The 15,845-nt window shown below is 69.0% G+C and carries 15 protein-coding genes; 7 read left to right on the top strand and 8 right to left on the bottom strand.

The features are described 5' to 3' along the window. Positions 1-109: 109 nt before the first annotated feature. The 5 genes from BSP109_RS14830 to BSP109_RS14810 all read right to left on the bottom strand — a co-directional run bounded on the left by BSP109_RS14830 (position 110) and on the right by BSP109_RS14810 (position 5,383). A complete protein-coding gene (locus BSP109_RS14830; RefSeq protein ID WP_101601645.1) occupies positions 110-445 on the bottom strand; it encodes an AMP-binding protein in 336 nt (111 codons plus the stop codon). Next, positions 442-1,524: an alpha/beta fold hydrolase gene (locus BSP109_RS14825; RefSeq protein ID WP_219618569.1), complete on the bottom strand. Its 1,083-nt coding sequence runs from the start codon at positions 1,522-1,524 to the stop codon at positions 442-444. The genes BSP109_RS14830 and BSP109_RS14825 overlap by 4 nt, the downstream gene beginning before the upstream one ends. Beyond that, positions 1,521-2,345, bottom strand: coding sequence for a hypothetical protein (locus tag BSP109_RS14820; RefSeq protein ID WP_087003062.1), 825 nt, complete (start codon positions 2,343-2,345; stop codon positions 1,521-1,523). The genes BSP109_RS14825 and BSP109_RS14820 overlap by 4 nt, the downstream gene beginning before the upstream one ends. A 139-nt stretch (positions 2,346-2,484) precedes the next feature. Beyond that, complete coding sequence (locus tag BSP109_RS14815; RefSeq protein ID WP_101601643.1) at positions 2,485-3,813, bottom strand: short-chain fatty acid transporter; 1,329 nt, start codon at positions 3,811-3,813, stop codon at positions 2,485-2,487. A 400-nt stretch (positions 3,814-4,213) separates the two neighbouring features. Continuing rightward, positions 4,214-5,383: a CaiB/BaiF CoA-transferase family protein gene (locus BSP109_RS14810; protein WP_087003057.1), complete on the bottom strand. Its 1,170-nt coding sequence runs from the start codon at positions 5,381-5,383 to the stop codon at positions 4,214-4,216. A 274-nt stretch (positions 5,384-5,657) separates the two neighbouring features. On the opposite strand from BSP109_RS14810, the gene BSP109_RS14805 reads away from it, so the two are divergent. Then, positions 5,658-6,737 carry a phosphotransferase family protein gene (locus tag BSP109_RS14805; RefSeq protein WP_101601642.1) on the top strand — a complete coding sequence of 360 codons (1,080 nt, stop codon included), beginning with the start codon at positions 5,658-5,660 and terminating at the stop codon, positions 6,735-6,737. A 121-nt stretch (positions 6,738-6,858) separates the two neighbouring features. Continuing rightward, complete coding sequence (locus BSP109_RS14800) at positions 6,859-7,431, top strand: NADPH-dependent FMN reductase (RefSeq protein WP_087003051.1); 573 nt, start codon at positions 6,859-6,861, stop codon at positions 7,429-7,431. A gap of 99 nt (positions 7,432-7,530) precedes the next feature. On the opposite strand, the gene BSP109_RS14795 is transcribed toward BSP109_RS14800, so the two are convergent. Both BSP109_RS14795 and BSP109_RS14790 read right to left on the bottom strand, forming a co-directional pair. Next, positions 7,531-8,595, bottom strand: a complete 1,065-nt coding sequence (locus tag BSP109_RS14795) for an alcohol dehydrogenase (protein WP_087003048.1) — start codon at positions 8,593-8,595, stop codon at positions 7,531-7,533. Between the two features lie 183 nt (positions 8,596-8,778). Further along, positions 8,779-9,366: a hypothetical protein gene (locus BSP109_RS14790; protein WP_101601640.1), complete on the bottom strand. Its 588-nt coding sequence runs from the start codon at positions 9,364-9,366 to the stop codon at positions 8,779-8,781. 190 nt (positions 9,367-9,556) lie between these two features. Here BSP109_RS14790 and BSP109_RS14785 point away from each other — a divergent pair, with 190 nt between their 5' ends. From BSP109_RS14785 to BSP109_RS14775, 3 genes are all read left to right on the top strand, one after another. Next, positions 9,557-11,071 (top strand): sensor histidine kinase, encoded by a 1,515-nt coding sequence (locus tag BSP109_RS14785; protein ID WP_101601638.1) that lies wholly within the window; start codon positions 9,557-9,559, stop codon positions 11,069-11,071. After that, positions 11,059-11,703 carry a response regulator transcription factor gene (locus BSP109_RS14780; RefSeq protein WP_087003040.1) on the top strand — a complete coding sequence of 215 codons (645 nt, stop codon included), beginning with the start codon at positions 11,059-11,061 and terminating at the stop codon, positions 11,701-11,703. Before BSP109_RS14785 ends, BSP109_RS14780 begins: the two co-directional genes overlap by 13 nt. Before the next feature lie 124 nt (positions 11,704-11,827). After that, entirely contained in the window at positions 11,828-13,222 is a 1,395-nt protein-coding gene (locus tag BSP109_RS14775; protein ID WP_101601637.1) for a DUF4097 family beta strand repeat-containing protein, read from the top strand. A gap of 58 nt (positions 13,223-13,280) precedes the next feature. Here BSP109_RS14775 and BSP109_RS14770 read toward each other — a convergent pair whose 3' ends face one another. Further along, the gene (locus tag BSP109_RS14770; protein ID WP_087003034.1) at positions 13,281-13,979 is read right to left on the bottom strand and encodes a hypothetical protein; all 699 of its coding nucleotides are present in this window, start codon (positions 13,977-13,979) and stop codon (positions 13,281-13,283) included. Between the two features lie 27 nt (positions 13,980-14,006). Between BSP109_RS14770 and BSP109_RS14765 the strand changes: the two genes are divergently transcribed. Then, positions 14,007-15,026, top strand: a complete 1,020-nt coding sequence (locus tag BSP109_RS14765) for an NADP-dependent oxidoreductase (protein ID WP_101601635.1) — start codon at positions 14,007-14,009, stop codon at positions 15,024-15,026. Positions 15,027-15,318: 292 nt separating this feature from the next. After that, a complete protein-coding gene (locus BSP109_RS14760) occupies positions 15,319-15,741 on the top strand; it encodes a hypothetical protein (protein WP_101601633.1) in 423 nt (140 codons plus the stop codon). The last annotated feature ends 104 nt before the right edge of the window (positions 15,742-15,845 follow it).

Below are 15,845 nucleotides of genomic sequence, written 5' to 3'. Positions count from 1 at the left end.
TTGCATGGTGCGGCCTTGGGTGAGAGACGAGTTGAGGAACTTCTATCTTCGCCCAAGGTCGCTTCTCATTCATCACCGAGACCCGGCAAGCAGGGACCGCTCACGCACTCTAGAACCGGAAGAGCCCCTTGACGAGCACGTGGCTCACCTCCGCCACGTTGTAGCGGGTGTTCACGCCGATCACGTGGGCGCCCACGGCGGACGCCGCGAACTGCCACGCGTAGGACTCGGCCCACGACGGCAGCCACACGGCGACGCAGTCGCCCTCGCCCACGCCGTGGTCGCGCAGCCACGCCGCGAGGGTGTGGGTGCGGGCGAGGAGGGCATCGGCGGTCACCCGCGTCATGCCGAGGTCGCCCGGATCCAGCTGCAGCACGAGGACGCGGTCGGGATCCGCCGCGGCCCAGTCGCTCAGATGGCCGTAGAGAGTGCGCGTGGTCGTCATGAGAGTGAACCTCCTGTGTCTCCATGGGCCTGCCCGGGCTGATCCAGCCCGCTCTGAACGTGCGTGCTCTGATCCTGCCTGCTCTGATCGCGCCCACTCTGACCGGGCCCACTCTGATCCTGCCCCGTCCGGGCGTCGGATGCGAGGGCGTCCTGGATCCAGCCGTGGAGGACCGGTGCGAAGTCCGGCATCTCCTCCATGGGGTAGTGGCCGATCCCCTCGAGCAGGGTGTACTGCGCGCCGGGGATCTGCGCGGCGGCGCGGCGGACGGTGTCCGGGTCGATCCAGAGGTCCCCGCTGCCGGCCACCAGGTGGGCGGGCGCGGTGATCTCCGGCAGTCGGTCGAAGATGTCGTGCGTGCCCCAGCCGATGAGGTCGGAGTTCGAGATGTCCGGATCCTCGCGGCGGTGCATGCGGGCGATGATCTCGCGGCGGGCCTCCGGGACCGCGCTGCCGACGACGGCGCGCGTGCCCCAGTACGTGCGATCGGAGCGGGACGGGGTGGAGATGTCGTTGAGCTCGCGCCGCATCGCCTTCACATTCACCTGGCCGCGATCCGCGTTCGCCGCCATCGCGACCACCGCGCGGACGCGGTCACCCATGCGGATGCCCACATCCAGGGAGATCTTGCCGCCGATCGAGCAGCCGATGACGACGGGATGCGCCACCTCGAGCGCGTCGAGCACCCGGATGCAGAACTCCGCGTAGTCGCCCAGGTCCGTGACCGGCCCGCCGGGCGCCTGCTCCGAATGCCCGTGCCCCGGCATGTCCGGGACGATCACCCGGTAGCCGTGGGCGGTGAGTTCGCGAGCGGCGTCGCGGTACTGGACGCCGGACTGCCCGGCGGTGTGGATCGCGAGGACCGGGAGACCGTCGACCGGCCCCCAGTCCTGGACGAACACCAGGCGGCCGTCGAGCTCCAGCTGGTGCGCGCGCAGCGCGGTGCGCGCGGGGCGGTCCGCTGCGATGGGATCCGTCGCGGAGGCGGTCGTCGCCGAGGCCGTCGCCGGCTGAGCGGCTGCGGCGCCGCCGTCGCCGGCCGTGGCTGCGCCGGGGGATGAGGGGGAGGTCGTGGTCATGCCGAGGCTCCTTCCGAGCGTGCGGTGTCGGTGGCGGCTGCGGGGTGACCCCAGCCGGCCTCGGCGGCGAGGCCGCGGCACAGGTCGATGACGCGGATGAGGGCGGTCGTCATCCGGAGGTACTCGTACCCTGAGCCCGAGGAGCTGAGCCGCCTGAGCATCGCGGACTCCATGAACATGTTGGATTCTGCTCTCATGAGGGAGACGAACTCCGCTCCGCTGATGTCGATGACGAAGTCCGCTCCCCTGATCGAGCGGGAGGTCACTTCCAGCACCCTGCCGCGGTAGCCGCGGATGTGGACCTCGCGTCCGCCGATCCGCAGTCCGATCGTGCCGTCATACGTCTCGATGAGGTCCGAGAACTCCTTGTCCGCGGTGAGCTTCTCCTGCAGGAGGCCCGCCCACTCGCGGGTGCCGGGAGCCGCGCCGGGCTGCGGGGCCGGCAGGTCCGTGAGGACGGAGAGCTCGACGGTGCCCAGGACCTCGGCGTCGGCCGTGGGGACGTCGGCGGTGGGTGTGCTCGTGAGGGTGACGGCGACCTCGGCGACGGTGCCCTCGCGGGTGCCGACGAGTGCGGTCACGACGGCCTCGGCCTGCGCGGTCGTCGGCGCATCGCCGGGGACGGAGGCGCCGGGTGCCAGGGCGATGCGCGCGGCCCGGACGTCGCCCGAGCCGGCGGCCAGCGGGCGCAGGGCTGAGGCGGCGGCTCCGTCTGCGAGGCCGAGCGTGCCCGACTCCGTCGTGACGGCGATCGTCGCCAGCAGAGTGCCGGGGGCGATCCCGGGCAGGGCGCCGAGTGAGGGGAATGCGGGTGAGGTCACCGTAGGTCCTTTCGCGGGCCGGCGATCCGGCCCGACTGTGAGGCGGGCGGCTGGGGTGCGGGTGCTGGGCGTGTGCGCGCCAGCGGTGCGTGGGGCACGGGTGCGTGGGGCGCGGGTGCGTGGGGCGCGGCCGGGATCCTCACAGGAACCCGAGCAGCAGGATCGAGGCGCCGTAGACCACGCCCAGGAAGATCAGGACGAGGAAGAGGTAGCCCATGACCTCGCGCAGCTTGATGCCGGAGATCGCGAGCACCGGGATGATCCAGAACGGCTGGATGGCGTTCGTCCACTGGTCGCCGTAGGCCACACCCAGTGCCGTGGCCGCGTGGTTCGCGCCCATCTGCTGGGCCGCCTCGATCATGATCGGCCCCTGGACTGCCCACTGGGCGCCGCCCGACGGGGCGAAGAGGTTGATGAGGCCACCGGCGAGGAAGCTGAAGAACGGCAGGGTCTCCGGGGTGGAGATCGCGACGAAGCCCCCGGCGAAGGTGATCATGAGGCCGGACCCGGCGAGCACGCCCATGATCCCGGCGTAGAGCGGGTACTGGAGGAGGACGCCTGCGACCACGCCGATGCTTGTGCGCAGCCCCATCAGGATGTTGTTCGGCCGTGCGAACAGCAGCAGGGCGAGGGACAGGAAGGTGAGGTTGATGATGTCGAAGTTCACGCCCTCGCCGCCGGCGAAGTGCAGGACTGTGTAGAAGAGCCCGACGGCGCCCAGCAGGATGCCGACCAGCGGATTGGCGTTGAGGCGGTCCGCGAAGGTGTTGCGGGACTCGTCCTCGGCGGCCGCGGGGGCCTCTTCCTGGACTGGCGGCTCCGCGAACTCGATGACCTCGTCCTTGCGCGACGGGTGGAGGAATGCGAGGAATACCGGCATGACGAGGATGACGACGATGCTGGTGGCCAGCACGAGCGGATGGAAGATCGTCTCCGAGGTGGGGATGATCCCCATCTGCTCTTCGAGGATGTGGCCCGGGGTGGCGATCGTCAGCGGGATCGTGCCGGAGAGCCCTATGCCGTAGAGCGAGAAGCCCGCATAGCCGCCGGCGACGGCGAGCGGGTAGTGCAGTCCGGGGACGGTCCGCGCGAGCTTGCGGGCGAGCACGACGCCGATCACCAGTCCGAAGCCCACGTTGAGCCATGTGCCCAGGGCACCTGCGAAGGTTGCGATGCCGACGGCGACCCGGGGGCTGCTGATGCGGCTCGCCAGGACGTTGAGACCGCGGTCGACCAGCGGGGTGTTCGCCAGCATGTAGCCGGTGAGCAGGAGCATCGCGATCTGCATGGAGAACGCGAGGAGGTCCCACGCGGATCCGCCCCACATCCGGGTGACGTCGATCGGGTTCTGCCGCTCCACGGCGATCGCGAGGATGAACGTCACGAAGGTGAGGAACACCGCCACGACGAGTGATTCGGGCAGGAACCTGTAGAACGCGCGGGACAGGCCAGCAGCGAGAGACTTCATCGTCAGTCCGTTTCGGGGGAGTTCTAGGGGTGCCGCGGGCTGTGCGCCGCGATCTCGAGGTGCGGCGGCCGGTGCGGGCTGCGCCGGCCGCTCTCACAAGAACGAACGTTCTTGTGAGAGACATCGTATGCCTGCAGCGTGTCTTCGGCAAGGGGTGGCCCGGCAGAGGAGGGCGGACCGAGGGTCGGACGGGGCCTCGGATGGGGCTTCGGACGGGTCCTCGGGCGGGTCCTCGGATGGGGCCTCGGGCGGGGTGGCGACGGGGCCTCGGACGAGTCAGTGACGAGGCAGTGACGAGGTGGGGGCTGGGCCGTGGAAGAACCGGCGCCGGCGCAGAGGAAGAGGCCCTCCACGACGTGTGTGGAGGGCCTCGGGAGACAGCGGGTTCGCCGACTGAGTGTCAGTCGGTGGCCAGCCACGCGCGGATCGCGTCGCCGTCCTCGCCGAGCTTCGGCGGTTCCTTGCGGTAGGTGGGCGGAGTGGCCGACATCGACAGCGAGTTCCGGATCGTCGCGACGGAGTCCGGGTCGTCCGTGTGCCAGATCGGGTCCAGGCCGAGGTCCTGTGCGGTCTGCAGGCCCTCGCCCACGTTCTGCACCGGCGAGCAGGGGAGTCCGGCCTCGCGCAGCAGACCGAACCATTCGTCCTTGCCCTTGTGGGACAGCGCCTCCTCCAGCAGCGGGCGCAGCTCGCCACGGTTGCGGTTGCGCTTCTCCGGCGAGTTGAACCGCTCGTCGTCGGCCCATTCGGGGTGCCCCAGGGTTGCAGACAGCCGAGCGAACTGGCCGTTGTTCGCTCCCACCACGATGAGGTCGCCATCGCCGGTGGGGAACGCGTTGTACGGGTAGATCGAGGCGTGCTCGGCGCCGCCGCGCGTGGGGACGTCGCCGTGCGTGGCGGCGGACTGGTACTGGTTGAGCATCGTGAAGACCGCGTTGCTCATGAGGTTGTTCTCGACGAGCTGGCCCTCACCGGTGAGATCGCGGTGGCGGACGGCGGCGGTGATGCCCAGCGCCGTCATCATCCCCGTCGTGAGGTCGAAGAGGGAGATCCCCGAGCGGACCGGGTGCCCGTCCGGGTCTCCGTTCATGTCCATGAGTCCCGCCATGCCCTGGACGAGCACGTCGTAGCCGGGCAGCGCTGCGCCGCCCTTCGTGCCGAACCCGCTGATGTGCGCGTAGATGATCGACTCATTCAGCGCACGGACGTCGTCGTAGCCGAAGCCCAGGCGCTCGATGGAGCCCGGCTTGAAGTTGTGGACGAAGACGTCTGCGCGGGTCGCGATCCGACGTGCGGTCTCGCGATCGTCCTCGTCCTTGAGGTCGAGCGCGATCGAATGCTTGTTGCGGTTCACCGCCTGGTAGTAGCTGGCCTGGTCCTTGTACACGGGAGGCATCCAGCCGCGGGTGTCATCGCCGTCGGGGCTCTCGACCTTGATGACCGTCGCGCCCAGATCCGCCAGCAGCATCGTGCAGTACGGGCCGGCGAGCACGCGCGCGAAGTCCGCGACCACGATCCCGTCCAGGGGTCCCGGGGTGGACGATGGGGCAGTGCCGGGCAGAGCGGTCATCGAAGTCTCCTCATTCCTCGTCGAAGCGATCCTGATCGACCATAGTCGCGCACGGGTCGTGCGGGGCCATCCAGGGTGTGGGGCCGCGCTTGACGGTCACGACAGACCTTTCTAGCGTAGTGGGCATACAGGCCGAACGTTTGATCAGTTTGAGTGGTGAGACGTTCCGACAACGCGTGCCCGCGTGCGCGATGTGCAGGCGCGGACGTGCGTGTGGCGAGGACGCCATGGGGTCCGCGGGTGCGATGCCCCTTCAGTGAGGAGACCGACGGCGATGACCGCAGAACAGTCCAGCCCGGAGCAGTCCGGCCCAGAGCAGAGCACCGCTGATCCGCGAGGAATCGACGGCCCGCGCGTCCGCGCATGGATCGCGCAGCAGCAGGGCGTCGACGCCGATGCCGTCGGATTCCAGGTGCTCTCCGTGGGGCGCTCGAACCTCACATTCACCGTGACGTACTACGGCGCGCCCCGGTGGGTGCTGCGGCGTCCGCCGCTCGGCCACACGGGCGGCAGCGCGCATGACGTCCAGCGCGAGGGTCGGATCATGGCCGCCATGGGGCCCACCCCCGTGCCGGTGCCGAACGTCCTGGAGATCGTCGATGATCCGGACGTGCTCGAGGTGCCGTTCGTCTTCCAGGACCACTGCCCGGGGTTCACGATCCACGCGCCGGAGGACCTCGAGCTCATCCCGGAGAGCGGGTCGGTCCGCGAGTCGATGCTGGACATGGTCAGTGCGCTGTCGAAGGTGCACGCAGTCGACGTCGATGCGATCGGACTGGGGGACCTGCGCCGTCCCGGCGGCTTCGTGGAGCGCCAGCTGCGGCGGTGGCTGGGCCAGTACGAGGCGATCACGACCCGCGACCTGCCGATCATCGGCGAGGTCCAGGCGGCGCTGTCGAAAGACATCCCGCCGGAGACCACCACCGGCATGGTCCACGGGGACGTGAAGCCGAACAACATGCTCTTCGACCGGTCCACGGGCGATGTGCAGGCGATCGTCGATTGGGAGCTGTCGTCGATCGGCGACGTCGTCACGGACCTGGGATACCTGATGGCCATGATGTTCGTGGACGACTCGCTCACCGGCATCTGGACCCCCGGGGAGGAGGACGGGTCTCCGAGCGCGGAGGAGCTGTCGGCGCACTACTCGACGCTGACGGGCCGCGACACCTCGAACGTGCCGTACTACTCGGCGTTCGCCGCCTGGAAGCTCGCGTGCATCCGCGAAGGGGTCTACACGCGGCTGAAGCAGGGGAAGATGGGCGACATCGACGTGGATCCCGAGGAGGCGGGGGCGAGCGTCGAATCCCTCGCGTCATACGCGCTCGACATTCTGAAGACCGGTCGCATCTGAGGTGTATTCCCCCTCGTGAGGTGGGGGTTCTCACGCTGACGGCGTCTCGTGATGGACGTATCGTGTAGTTGGAAACTCAACTACATTGTCCCGCGTCGCGCGGGCACGAGGAGGAGCACACATGCGCATCGGAGTCATCGCAGGCAGCAGCCGTCCCGGAGCACTCAACCCGCAGGTCGTCGACTGGGTCTCGACGCAGCTGACCGAGCGCGGACTCGACTTCGAGGTCCTGCACTTCGGTGCGTACGACCTGCCGATCCTCGACGAGGCGATCCCCGGTGGAGCCGCCATGTACGAGAACGAGCACACGAAGGCCTGGGCGGCGGCACTCAGCCCGTTCGACGCCTACATCGTCGTGACGCCCGAGTACAACCACTCGGTGCCCGGCCCGCTCAAGAACGCGATCGACTTCGTCGGCCAGGAGTTCGCCCACAAGCCCGTCGCCTTCGTGAGCTACGGAGCGGACAAGGGCGTGCGCGCGGTGGAGGCGTGGCGACTGGTCTTCGCGAACTTCCGCGCGGCGACGGTGCGCGGCACCGCGTCGTTCTCGGTCTTCACCGACTTCCAGGACGGTTCGTTCGCTCCGGAGGAGGTCTCCGCGCAGACGTTCGCTCCCATGGTCGAGGACCTGGTCGCGTGGGCAGAGGGCTTCGCTCTGGTGCGCGCGAACCTCGAGCAGACGGTGTCCGCCTGAGGTAGACGCCTCACGGACGCCTGTCGTCCGATCGAGTGAGTGCAATCCGGCCCCCGAAAATGCTTTCGGGGGCCGGATTGCACTCACTCGCGGGCACTGTCAGTCCGCGACGAGCACTGTGCGGCCGGAGATCGTGCCCTCGGTGATCGCGGTCAGCGCGGCGCTCACCTCTGCGGCCTCGAGCGGCTTCTCCGTGATGGGCAGCTGGGGCAGCTGCGTCGACTTCGCCAGCTCGATGAGCTCGCGCAGTTCGGGCAGATTGCCCACGAAGTTGCCCTCGATCTTCAGCTGCTGCAGCGCCACGACGGTCGTGGGGAACGCGAGCTGGCCGCCGAACAGACCAACGCTCACCAGCTTCCCGCCGGTCCCCAGCGTGCCCAGCGCGATGGAGGATGTCACCGTGTTGTTGACGAAGTCGATGACGGCGGCGAGCTTCCCACCGCCCGCATTGATGATGTCCTTGACGGGGTTCTCTCCCGTGGTTAGGACCGTCGCGGTCGCACCGGCGGCCTCCGCATTCTTCAGCGAGTCCTCGGAGACGTCCGCCGCGATGACGTTCTTGTGTCCACGCGCCTTGAGGAGCACGACGGCACTCAGTCCCACGCCGCCGGTGCCGATGACGGCGATCGGGCGGTCGACCTCGGTCGTGAGGGCCTTCGACACTGCGGCGTAGCCGGTGAGGCCGGAGCAGGCGAGCGTCGCAGCCCAGCTGGGATCGAGATCGCCGACCGGGATGAGGTAGCGCTCGTCGGGGACCCACACCTCGCGGGCGAAGCCCCCATCGTGCTGGAGGGACAGGTTCCTGCGCGCACCGGTGCAGTAGTTCTCGCGGTCCTCGCTGCATGCGCCGCACTCTCCGCAGCCGATCCAGGGGAACACGATGAACTTCTCCGTGCCCGGGGTGAGGCTCGCATCGGGACCGACAGCGGTGACCTCACCGACGATCTCGTGGCCGAGCACCAGCGGGAATGACATCCCCATCGACTCGACCGGCATCTTGCCGGCGTCGCCCATGTCGAAGAAGCCCTCCGCGCAGTGGACGTCGGAATGACACACACCCGAGTTCGTGATCCGGACCAGCACCTCCTTGCCGGTGAGATCCGGAGTGGGCCTGTCCGCTTCCTGCGCGGGGGCTCCTGCTGACGCGACTTCGAACACCTTCATGGGGTTCCTCCTGAAGAATCGGTCACCCCGCTTCGTCGCCGGGTGCGTGACTTCAGCCAACCACAGAACGTTCATTCGATCTAGCGAGGCCGGGCGCCCCGCTCCAGGTCAGCGAGCCGAGCGGGAACTTGTCGCCGCGCCCGCCGTGCTCTCCGTGGTCGCCCCGCTCGCCGCGCTCGCCCCTTAGCCCGCGGAACCGTCGGGCGGCCTTCGCAGGGAGCGGAGGTGCTTCCCGCGGACCGTTCCCAGGGCGACGAGGACCAGGGTGATGATCGTGGTCGCCCCGATCGCCCCCCAGCTGATCTCCGTCTGCTGCGGCTGGAACGCCAGTTGGGAGATGAGCGCGGACAGGATCGACGCGCAGATCGCAGGGACGGTCCACGACGCGGAGACGCGCGAGGAGATGGAGATGATGACGACCGCTCCGGCAGCCATCGCCAAGGGAGCGATCTGCCACACCGTGATCACGACGAGTCCTCCGACGAGTGCCGACGGCGGCCCGATGTAGGAGTCCTCCTCGAGCTCCTCCGTGTCGTGTGCGATCGCCGCGGGCACGAGGGACAGGGCCAGCAGCCCCAGGATCAGGTCCGAGCCCAGCAGCACTCCCACCAGCTGTCGATCGGTCACGTGCAGGTGCGGGATCCAGCCCCCGAGCGCAGCGGAGTGATAGGCGATCGAGTTCAGGATGCCCAGGATCACCGCGGCGGTGAGCAGCACGCGGGTGCGCTGCCTGGAGCGCCGCGGCGGAAGGAACTGCATGGATTGGGTCATGCGAGGGGGCTCCCTGGATGGGGGTTCTGCGGTCCGATGGCGGGAACGCGGCCGCAGCCGGAGACCGCATCGGTTCTGTCCCCCATCGTAGTGAGGTGGGGTCCTCATGCGGGACGACTAGGGTTTTCCCTACCGAGCTCTGCTGTTGACCCCGTGGCTCGGATCAGCCGTGGGGCGGAGAGTGGATGACATGAACGACGAGCAGACCACGAGGCCGCTGCCACCGCGGCCCGACGACGACAGTCCGACCACTCCCGCAGCGACCACTCCCACAGCGGCCACTCCCGCAGCGACCACGACCACACCCATCCCCGCCCCGACGGCTGTGATGGAAGTGCCGGAGCACGCCGGCACCGCGCAGCCGAACCAGGCTGTGAGCCCCGCGCAGACGGCGCCCCGGACCCACGGCCCGGACGCGGCAGACAGCGTCCGCCTCTTCGAGCCCCAGCGCATGCCCTGGGTCATGGGGGTGCTCAATGTCCTGGTCTCCGCGGTGCTCACCGTCGTGTGGCTCTGGATCCCCATCGCCCTCTTCTTCACCGGCGTGGGCGGGATCTTCGCCCTGGGCGCGGGCATCTTCGCGCTCGCCGCGTGGTTCTTCCTGCAGCGCGGGGTCAATCACCTCGAGCGCGTGCGATCGGAGGCGGTCTACGGCGAGCAGAACCTCGTTCCGGCCGCGCGGAGGACCCGCCGCACCGGCTTCCCGGGCTGGCTGCATCAGCAGTGGCTCATCCTCACGTCGCAGGGATTCTGGAGGTCGACCGCGCACCATCTCGTGAAGACCCTCTACGGCGGGGTCATCGGGATCCTCCTGCTGGCGGGTCTGACCTTCGCGACGTTCGCCCTCACCTCCGCCGTCAACCCCGCGGTCGTCGACAGCCTCATTTCCGCCGAGGCGTCGACGGGCGGCCGTGTCGGAAGCGCCATCGCCGGCGCCGCGGCCGCGGTCGTCGCCCTGGTGATCCTCGGCCTGTCGCCCGTCCTGGACCGACTGCTGGACCGCAGCCTGCTGCCGCCCACGCGGGCCGCCGCACTGCGAGCCGAGCGCGACACGCTCACCCGTGAGGTGGGAGTCCTCGAGACCGCACGCAGCGGGGCGGTCGACGCGGCGACGACGGAGCGGCTGCGGATCGAGCGCGACCTGCACGACGGCGTCCAGCCGATGCTCGTCGCGCTCAGCATGAAGCTGGGGATGGCGCGGAGGAAGCTCGACACGGACCCGGAGGGCGGCAAGGAACTCGTCGCCGAGGCCCACCAGGACTCGAAGGACGCGATCACGGAGCTGCGCCAGCTGGCACGCGGGATCCACCCGGCAGTGCTCGAGGACCGCGGCCTGGACGCCGCGGTCAGTGCGCTCGCCGCACGGTCGTCCGTGCCCGTCGCGGTCGACGTGCAGGTGCCCGCTGACGTGAACAAGGAAGCGGAGAGCGTCTCGTACTTCGTCGTCGCGGAATCGCTGACGAACATCGCCAAGCACGCACAGGCACGCAGCGCTCGGGTGTCCGTGCGCAGCTCGGAGCCGGGCCGCCTGCAGATCGTCGTGGTCGACGACGGCACAGGCGGAGCGCGCATCGACCGCAGCGGCACCTCGACCGGGCTCGCCGGCCTGGCCGACCGCATCGCATCAGCCAAGGGAACACTCACGGTCACCAGCCCCATCGGCGGTCCGACCACTATCGTTGCGGAGGTGCCATGCGCATCGTGATCGCTGAAGACAACGTCCTGCTCCGGGAGGGCATCTCCCGACTGCTGACCGACTCCGGGCACGAGGTCGTCGGTGCGGTGGCAGAGGCCAGCGGCCTGCTGAGCTCGGTCGCCGCTCTCAACCCCGACCTCGCCGTCGTGGACGTGCGGATGCCTCCGACGTTCACGGACGAGGGCATCCGGGCCGCCACGCTCATCCGGGAGCAGAACCCCGACGTGGGAGTGCTGGTGCTCAGCCAGTACGTCGAGGAGCGCTACGCGAGCGAGCTGATCGCCGGCGGAGGAGCCAGCTTCGGCTACCTCCTGAAGGACCGCGTCGCAGACGTCGGCGACTTCCTCGACGCAGTTGAAGAAGTGGCCGCCGGCGGCACCGTCCTCGATCCCGAGGTCGTCTCCCAGATCCTCGTCCGCTCGCGGAAGCAGGATGGACTGGCCGGCCTCAGCGGGCGGGAGCGCGAAGTGCTCGAGCACATGGCATCGGGCAAGTCGAACTCCGCCATCGCCTCGACGATGTACCTGTCCGCCGGAGCCGTGGAGAAGCACATCAGCTCGATCTTCACGAAGTTCGGCCTCTCCGCAGACACAGCCGAGAACCGCCGCGTCCTCGCCGTCCTGCGTTTCCTGGACGCGTGAGCAGCATGAGCGCTCCGCACCACCGCACCGGCGCATCCGACACCGGTATGCGCCCCACGACACAGCAGACCCTCCGCGGCAGTCGCGCACAACGCGCACGCTGCGATGACCATGAGGAAACATCATGAGCACCCCGAATACTCCGGACCCTCAGTTCAATCAGAACCCCCAGAACCCCCAGGGCGGCCCGTATGCCCAGGGCCCGTACCAGGGTCACTACCAGGGACAGCCACAGCCGAACCACGTCGCTGCGGGCCAGTACCAGCCTCAGCCCGGACCGAACGGACCAGGACCGAGCTCCCCGGGACCGCATGTCCCCGGACCCCAGCCGGCGGCGGGAGCCACGCACCAGGCCCCGCCGAAGCCGCCGACCTCCGATTCGGCCGGCCCGTCCCGGCCGCTGACTGTCGGCACCGCGCCGCGATCGCTCATGCGCGTGGGAGTCGCGGTGGTCGGAGTCCTCGCACTGCTGGTTCCGGTCTCCGCGCTCGCCTACACCGGAGTCGGACTGTCGACACTGACGTATGAGGAGACGACGCACGAGCTCCCGGCGGACTTCGAAGCCCTCGCGATCGATGTGAGCAGCGCATCCGTGGAGGTGGAGGTGCGCGATGACATCGATGCGCCGCGGGTCCTGCACTCGTACGAGGGCGCATCCGCAGAGGTCACTGCTCCTGACATCTCCGCGGACGGGTCGACCGTCACGGTCGCCCTGCCGCAGACGAAGCCCGAGTTCCGCTGGTGGGCTCCGAACGTCGGATCCGGCGACACACTGACGGTCGAGCTGCCGGCCGGCCAGGAGAACCCCATCGACCTCGATGTGACGAGCGACTTCGGCTTCGTCGCACTGGCCGGTGAGTTCGGTGCCGTGAACGTGGAATCGCAGGCAGGGGCGATGGAGATCGACGTCGACGCGAACACGGTCGATGCGCGGACGAGGACGGGTCTCCTCAGCGTGTCCGGGACGATGACGGATCTGACTCTCGAGACGACGACCGGCTACATCGACGCACCTGAGCTCGCTGTGGACGGAACCGCCTCGGCGCAGACCGCGACGGGTGCGATCGACCTCGGATTCAGCGAAGCCGCGGTGCCTCTGGAGGGCATCGAGGCACACGCGAGGAACGGAGCGGTGACAGTCGCACTGCCGCGCGAGGAGCGCCTGAGCGCGCAGGACGTGGCGGGCTACTCGGTGAATGCGAGCTCGTCGTCCGGATGGACCGACGTCGCCGTGCAGCAGACGGCTCCCGGCGAGGGCGTCGTCCCCGTGACGGTCTCCTCGGAGAGCGGCAGTGTGGACGTGCACTACGGCTCCGACGACTGGGACGGCGCGGAGCCGGGTGACGGCTCGGGCGGCGACGGCGACAGGGGTGACGGCGACCGGGATGACCAGGATCGGGATGACCGGGACCGAGATGGTCAGGACCGGGATCGCGGCGACCAGGATCGCGACCGGCAGGATCAGGAGCAGGACCGTCGGGAACAGGACCAGGATCGCCAGGACCCGGACCGCGCCTGACGGCTGCGGCGGTACGTGTGCGACTGCGCCGGGGGATGGCCGCTACGAGGGAGAACCACTACTCCGTGGCGCCGACCCCCGGCGCAGTCGTGTCGGAGCTCGTGCGCGCGTCGCCCGTCCCCGCGGGGACGGGCGGCTCGCCCCGGTGCTCGACCGCGGTGACGACAGCGGCGGTGACGCCGCGTGTGATCTCCGCCTGAGTCATCCCGCCATCCTCCACCTGCGGGACGTGGATGAAGCCGGCGACGGCCTCGGGCGCGGTCGGGTCCTCCGCCCTGAGGGCGGCGATCTCATCGAGACCGGCGAACATCACCGCGTTGCAGACGAACGCGCCCGCGGAGTACGACAGGGCCGCGGGCACCTCGGTGTCCGCGATCGCTGCGACCATCGCGGTGAGCGGCAGAGTCGAGAAGTGCGCCGCCGGTGCGGCGTCTCGCAGGGGGAGGCCGACGGGCCGAGCGCCGGATTCGTCGGGGATGCGAGCCTCGGCGAGGTTGATGGCCACCCGTTCGGGAGTGACGGCGGTGCGCCCGGCAGCGAGCCCGAGACTCACGACCACATCCGGTTTGTGGGTCCGCACGAGGTGACGGATCCGCGTGCTCGCGGCGTCGAACTCGACCGGGAGCACCTCGGTGACGACGTGCGCGGAGGCGGCAGCGGCCTCGGCGACGGGCGCCAGCGCGTGCTCGGTGGGGTTGTACGGGTCGCCGCCGAACGGGCCGAAGGCCGTCAGCAGCAGCGTGGGGTGGGCGGGCATGCTCACCAGCCTAGTAGTGTGGATCACATGACTGAGACCTACCGCAGCTATCGCCTCGCCGCCCGCCCTCAGGGCGCTCCCACCGCAGACGACTTCGACATCGTCTCGAAGCCCATCCCCACACCGCGCGAGGGCCAGGCCGTCCTGCGCACCCTCTACCTGTCGCTCGATCCGTACATGCGCGGCCGCATGGACGATGCGAAGTCCTACGCGCCGCCGGTCGAGATCGGCGGCCTCATGGTGGGCGCCACCGTGTCCGAGGTCGTCGCCACCGAATCCGACGCCGTCGCCGTGGGCGACGTGGTCCTGGGCTACGGCGGCTGGGCGGAGTACTCGGTCGAGGACGCGGCAGGGCTGCGGGTGCTGAACCCGGACGAGGTGCCGATGACGACCGCACTGGGCGTGCTGGGCATGCCCGGCTTCACGGCGTATGCAGGACTGCTGGCGATCGGGAAGCCGCAGGAGGGCGAGACCGTAGCCGTTGCCGCGGCGACCGGGCCCGTGGGGTCGGCCGTCGGGCAGATCGCGAAGATCAAGGGCGCGAAGGCGATCGGCATCGCAGGCGGCGAGAAGAAGGTCGCGCTGCTGAAGGAGTTCGGCTTCGACGAGGCGCTCGATCACCGCGGCGACGATCTGCGGGGCGCGCTCAAGGCGGCGGCTCCGGACGGGATCGACGTGTACTTCGAGAACGTGGGCGGACCCGTGTGGCAGGCCGTGCTTCCGCGCCTCAACCTCTACGGCCGCGTCCCGGTGTGCGGCATGGTCGCGAACTACAACGGGACGGCCGAATTCGCTCCGGCCGGGTCGATGGAGAAGGTCATGCGGATGTCGCTGACCAAGTCGCTGACGATCCGCGGCTTCATCCAGTCGGAGTTCGTCGAGGCGATGCACGACGACTTCCTGCGCGACATGACGGCGTGGGTGAAGTCCGGCGACGTGAAGTACCAGGAAGAGGTCATCGACGGCTTCGACAACGTGCTCGATGCGTTCAACGCCATGCTCGAGGGCAAGAACTTCGGCAAGACGGTCGTGAAGATCGGGGAGTGAGGCGACCGGTCTCGCAGAGACCGCAGAGGGGCACCGGGATCCGGTGCCCCTCTTCGCGTCTCTGCACGTCGCAGCGCTGTGGTCTGCCCGCTGAAGCAGTGTGGTCTGTCCGTCGCAGCGCTGTGGTCAGCGCGGATGTGTCTGATCGGCCGGTATGCGGACGTGCCCTTGTCCGACCCGATGCTCGGCTATAGCATGAAATGTGAAACCGACGTCGATTTCATAAACTGACTGCACCGGTCATAGTCGACAGGCGCAGCACAGATGATGAGCACCCTTTCGAAGGAGAAAGATGCTTCCTCGCAGCCCGCTCCAGGCAGCCCTCGCGACGACTGGAATAGTCCCGCTGCTCCTCGTCTCCGGATGCGCAGGCGCTGTCGGCACTGAGAACGGCTCCGCAGGCGGCGAAGGGTTCGCCTACGGGGCATCGCAGGAGGATGTCGATGCAGTGATCGACGACCTCGAACCCGTCACGCTCGTCTACCAGCCGAGCGGCTCGTCGCCGGACACACCGGCGGCAGTGGCGGGACACGCATTCGCCGAGGAGATCGAAGAACGGTCGGGCGGGAAGATCTCCCTGGACATGGTGTGGGGGCAGGCGATCGCGGGCTACCCGGAGATCGACGATGCTCTCGCTGACGGTCGCGTCGACATTTCGTACCACGTCCCGATCTATGATCCGGCGGCTTATCCGGCTCTTCCCGGTTCGTGGTGATGGGGAGCGTCGCGTCGTTGACGTAGAACGGCTCGTGGTCCTGCTGTGATGGGTGTTGTCAAGACATCCGAATCTCAGAGGACCACGAGCCTGTGCACGAGAGT

This window comes from Brevibacterium sp. Mu109, from assembly GCF_900169375.1.
Lineage (GTDB): Bacteria > Actinomycetota > Actinomycetes > Actinomycetales > Brevibacteriaceae > Brevibacterium > Brevibacterium yomogidense_A.
This window is presented reverse-complemented; position numbering and strand designations above follow the sequence as displayed.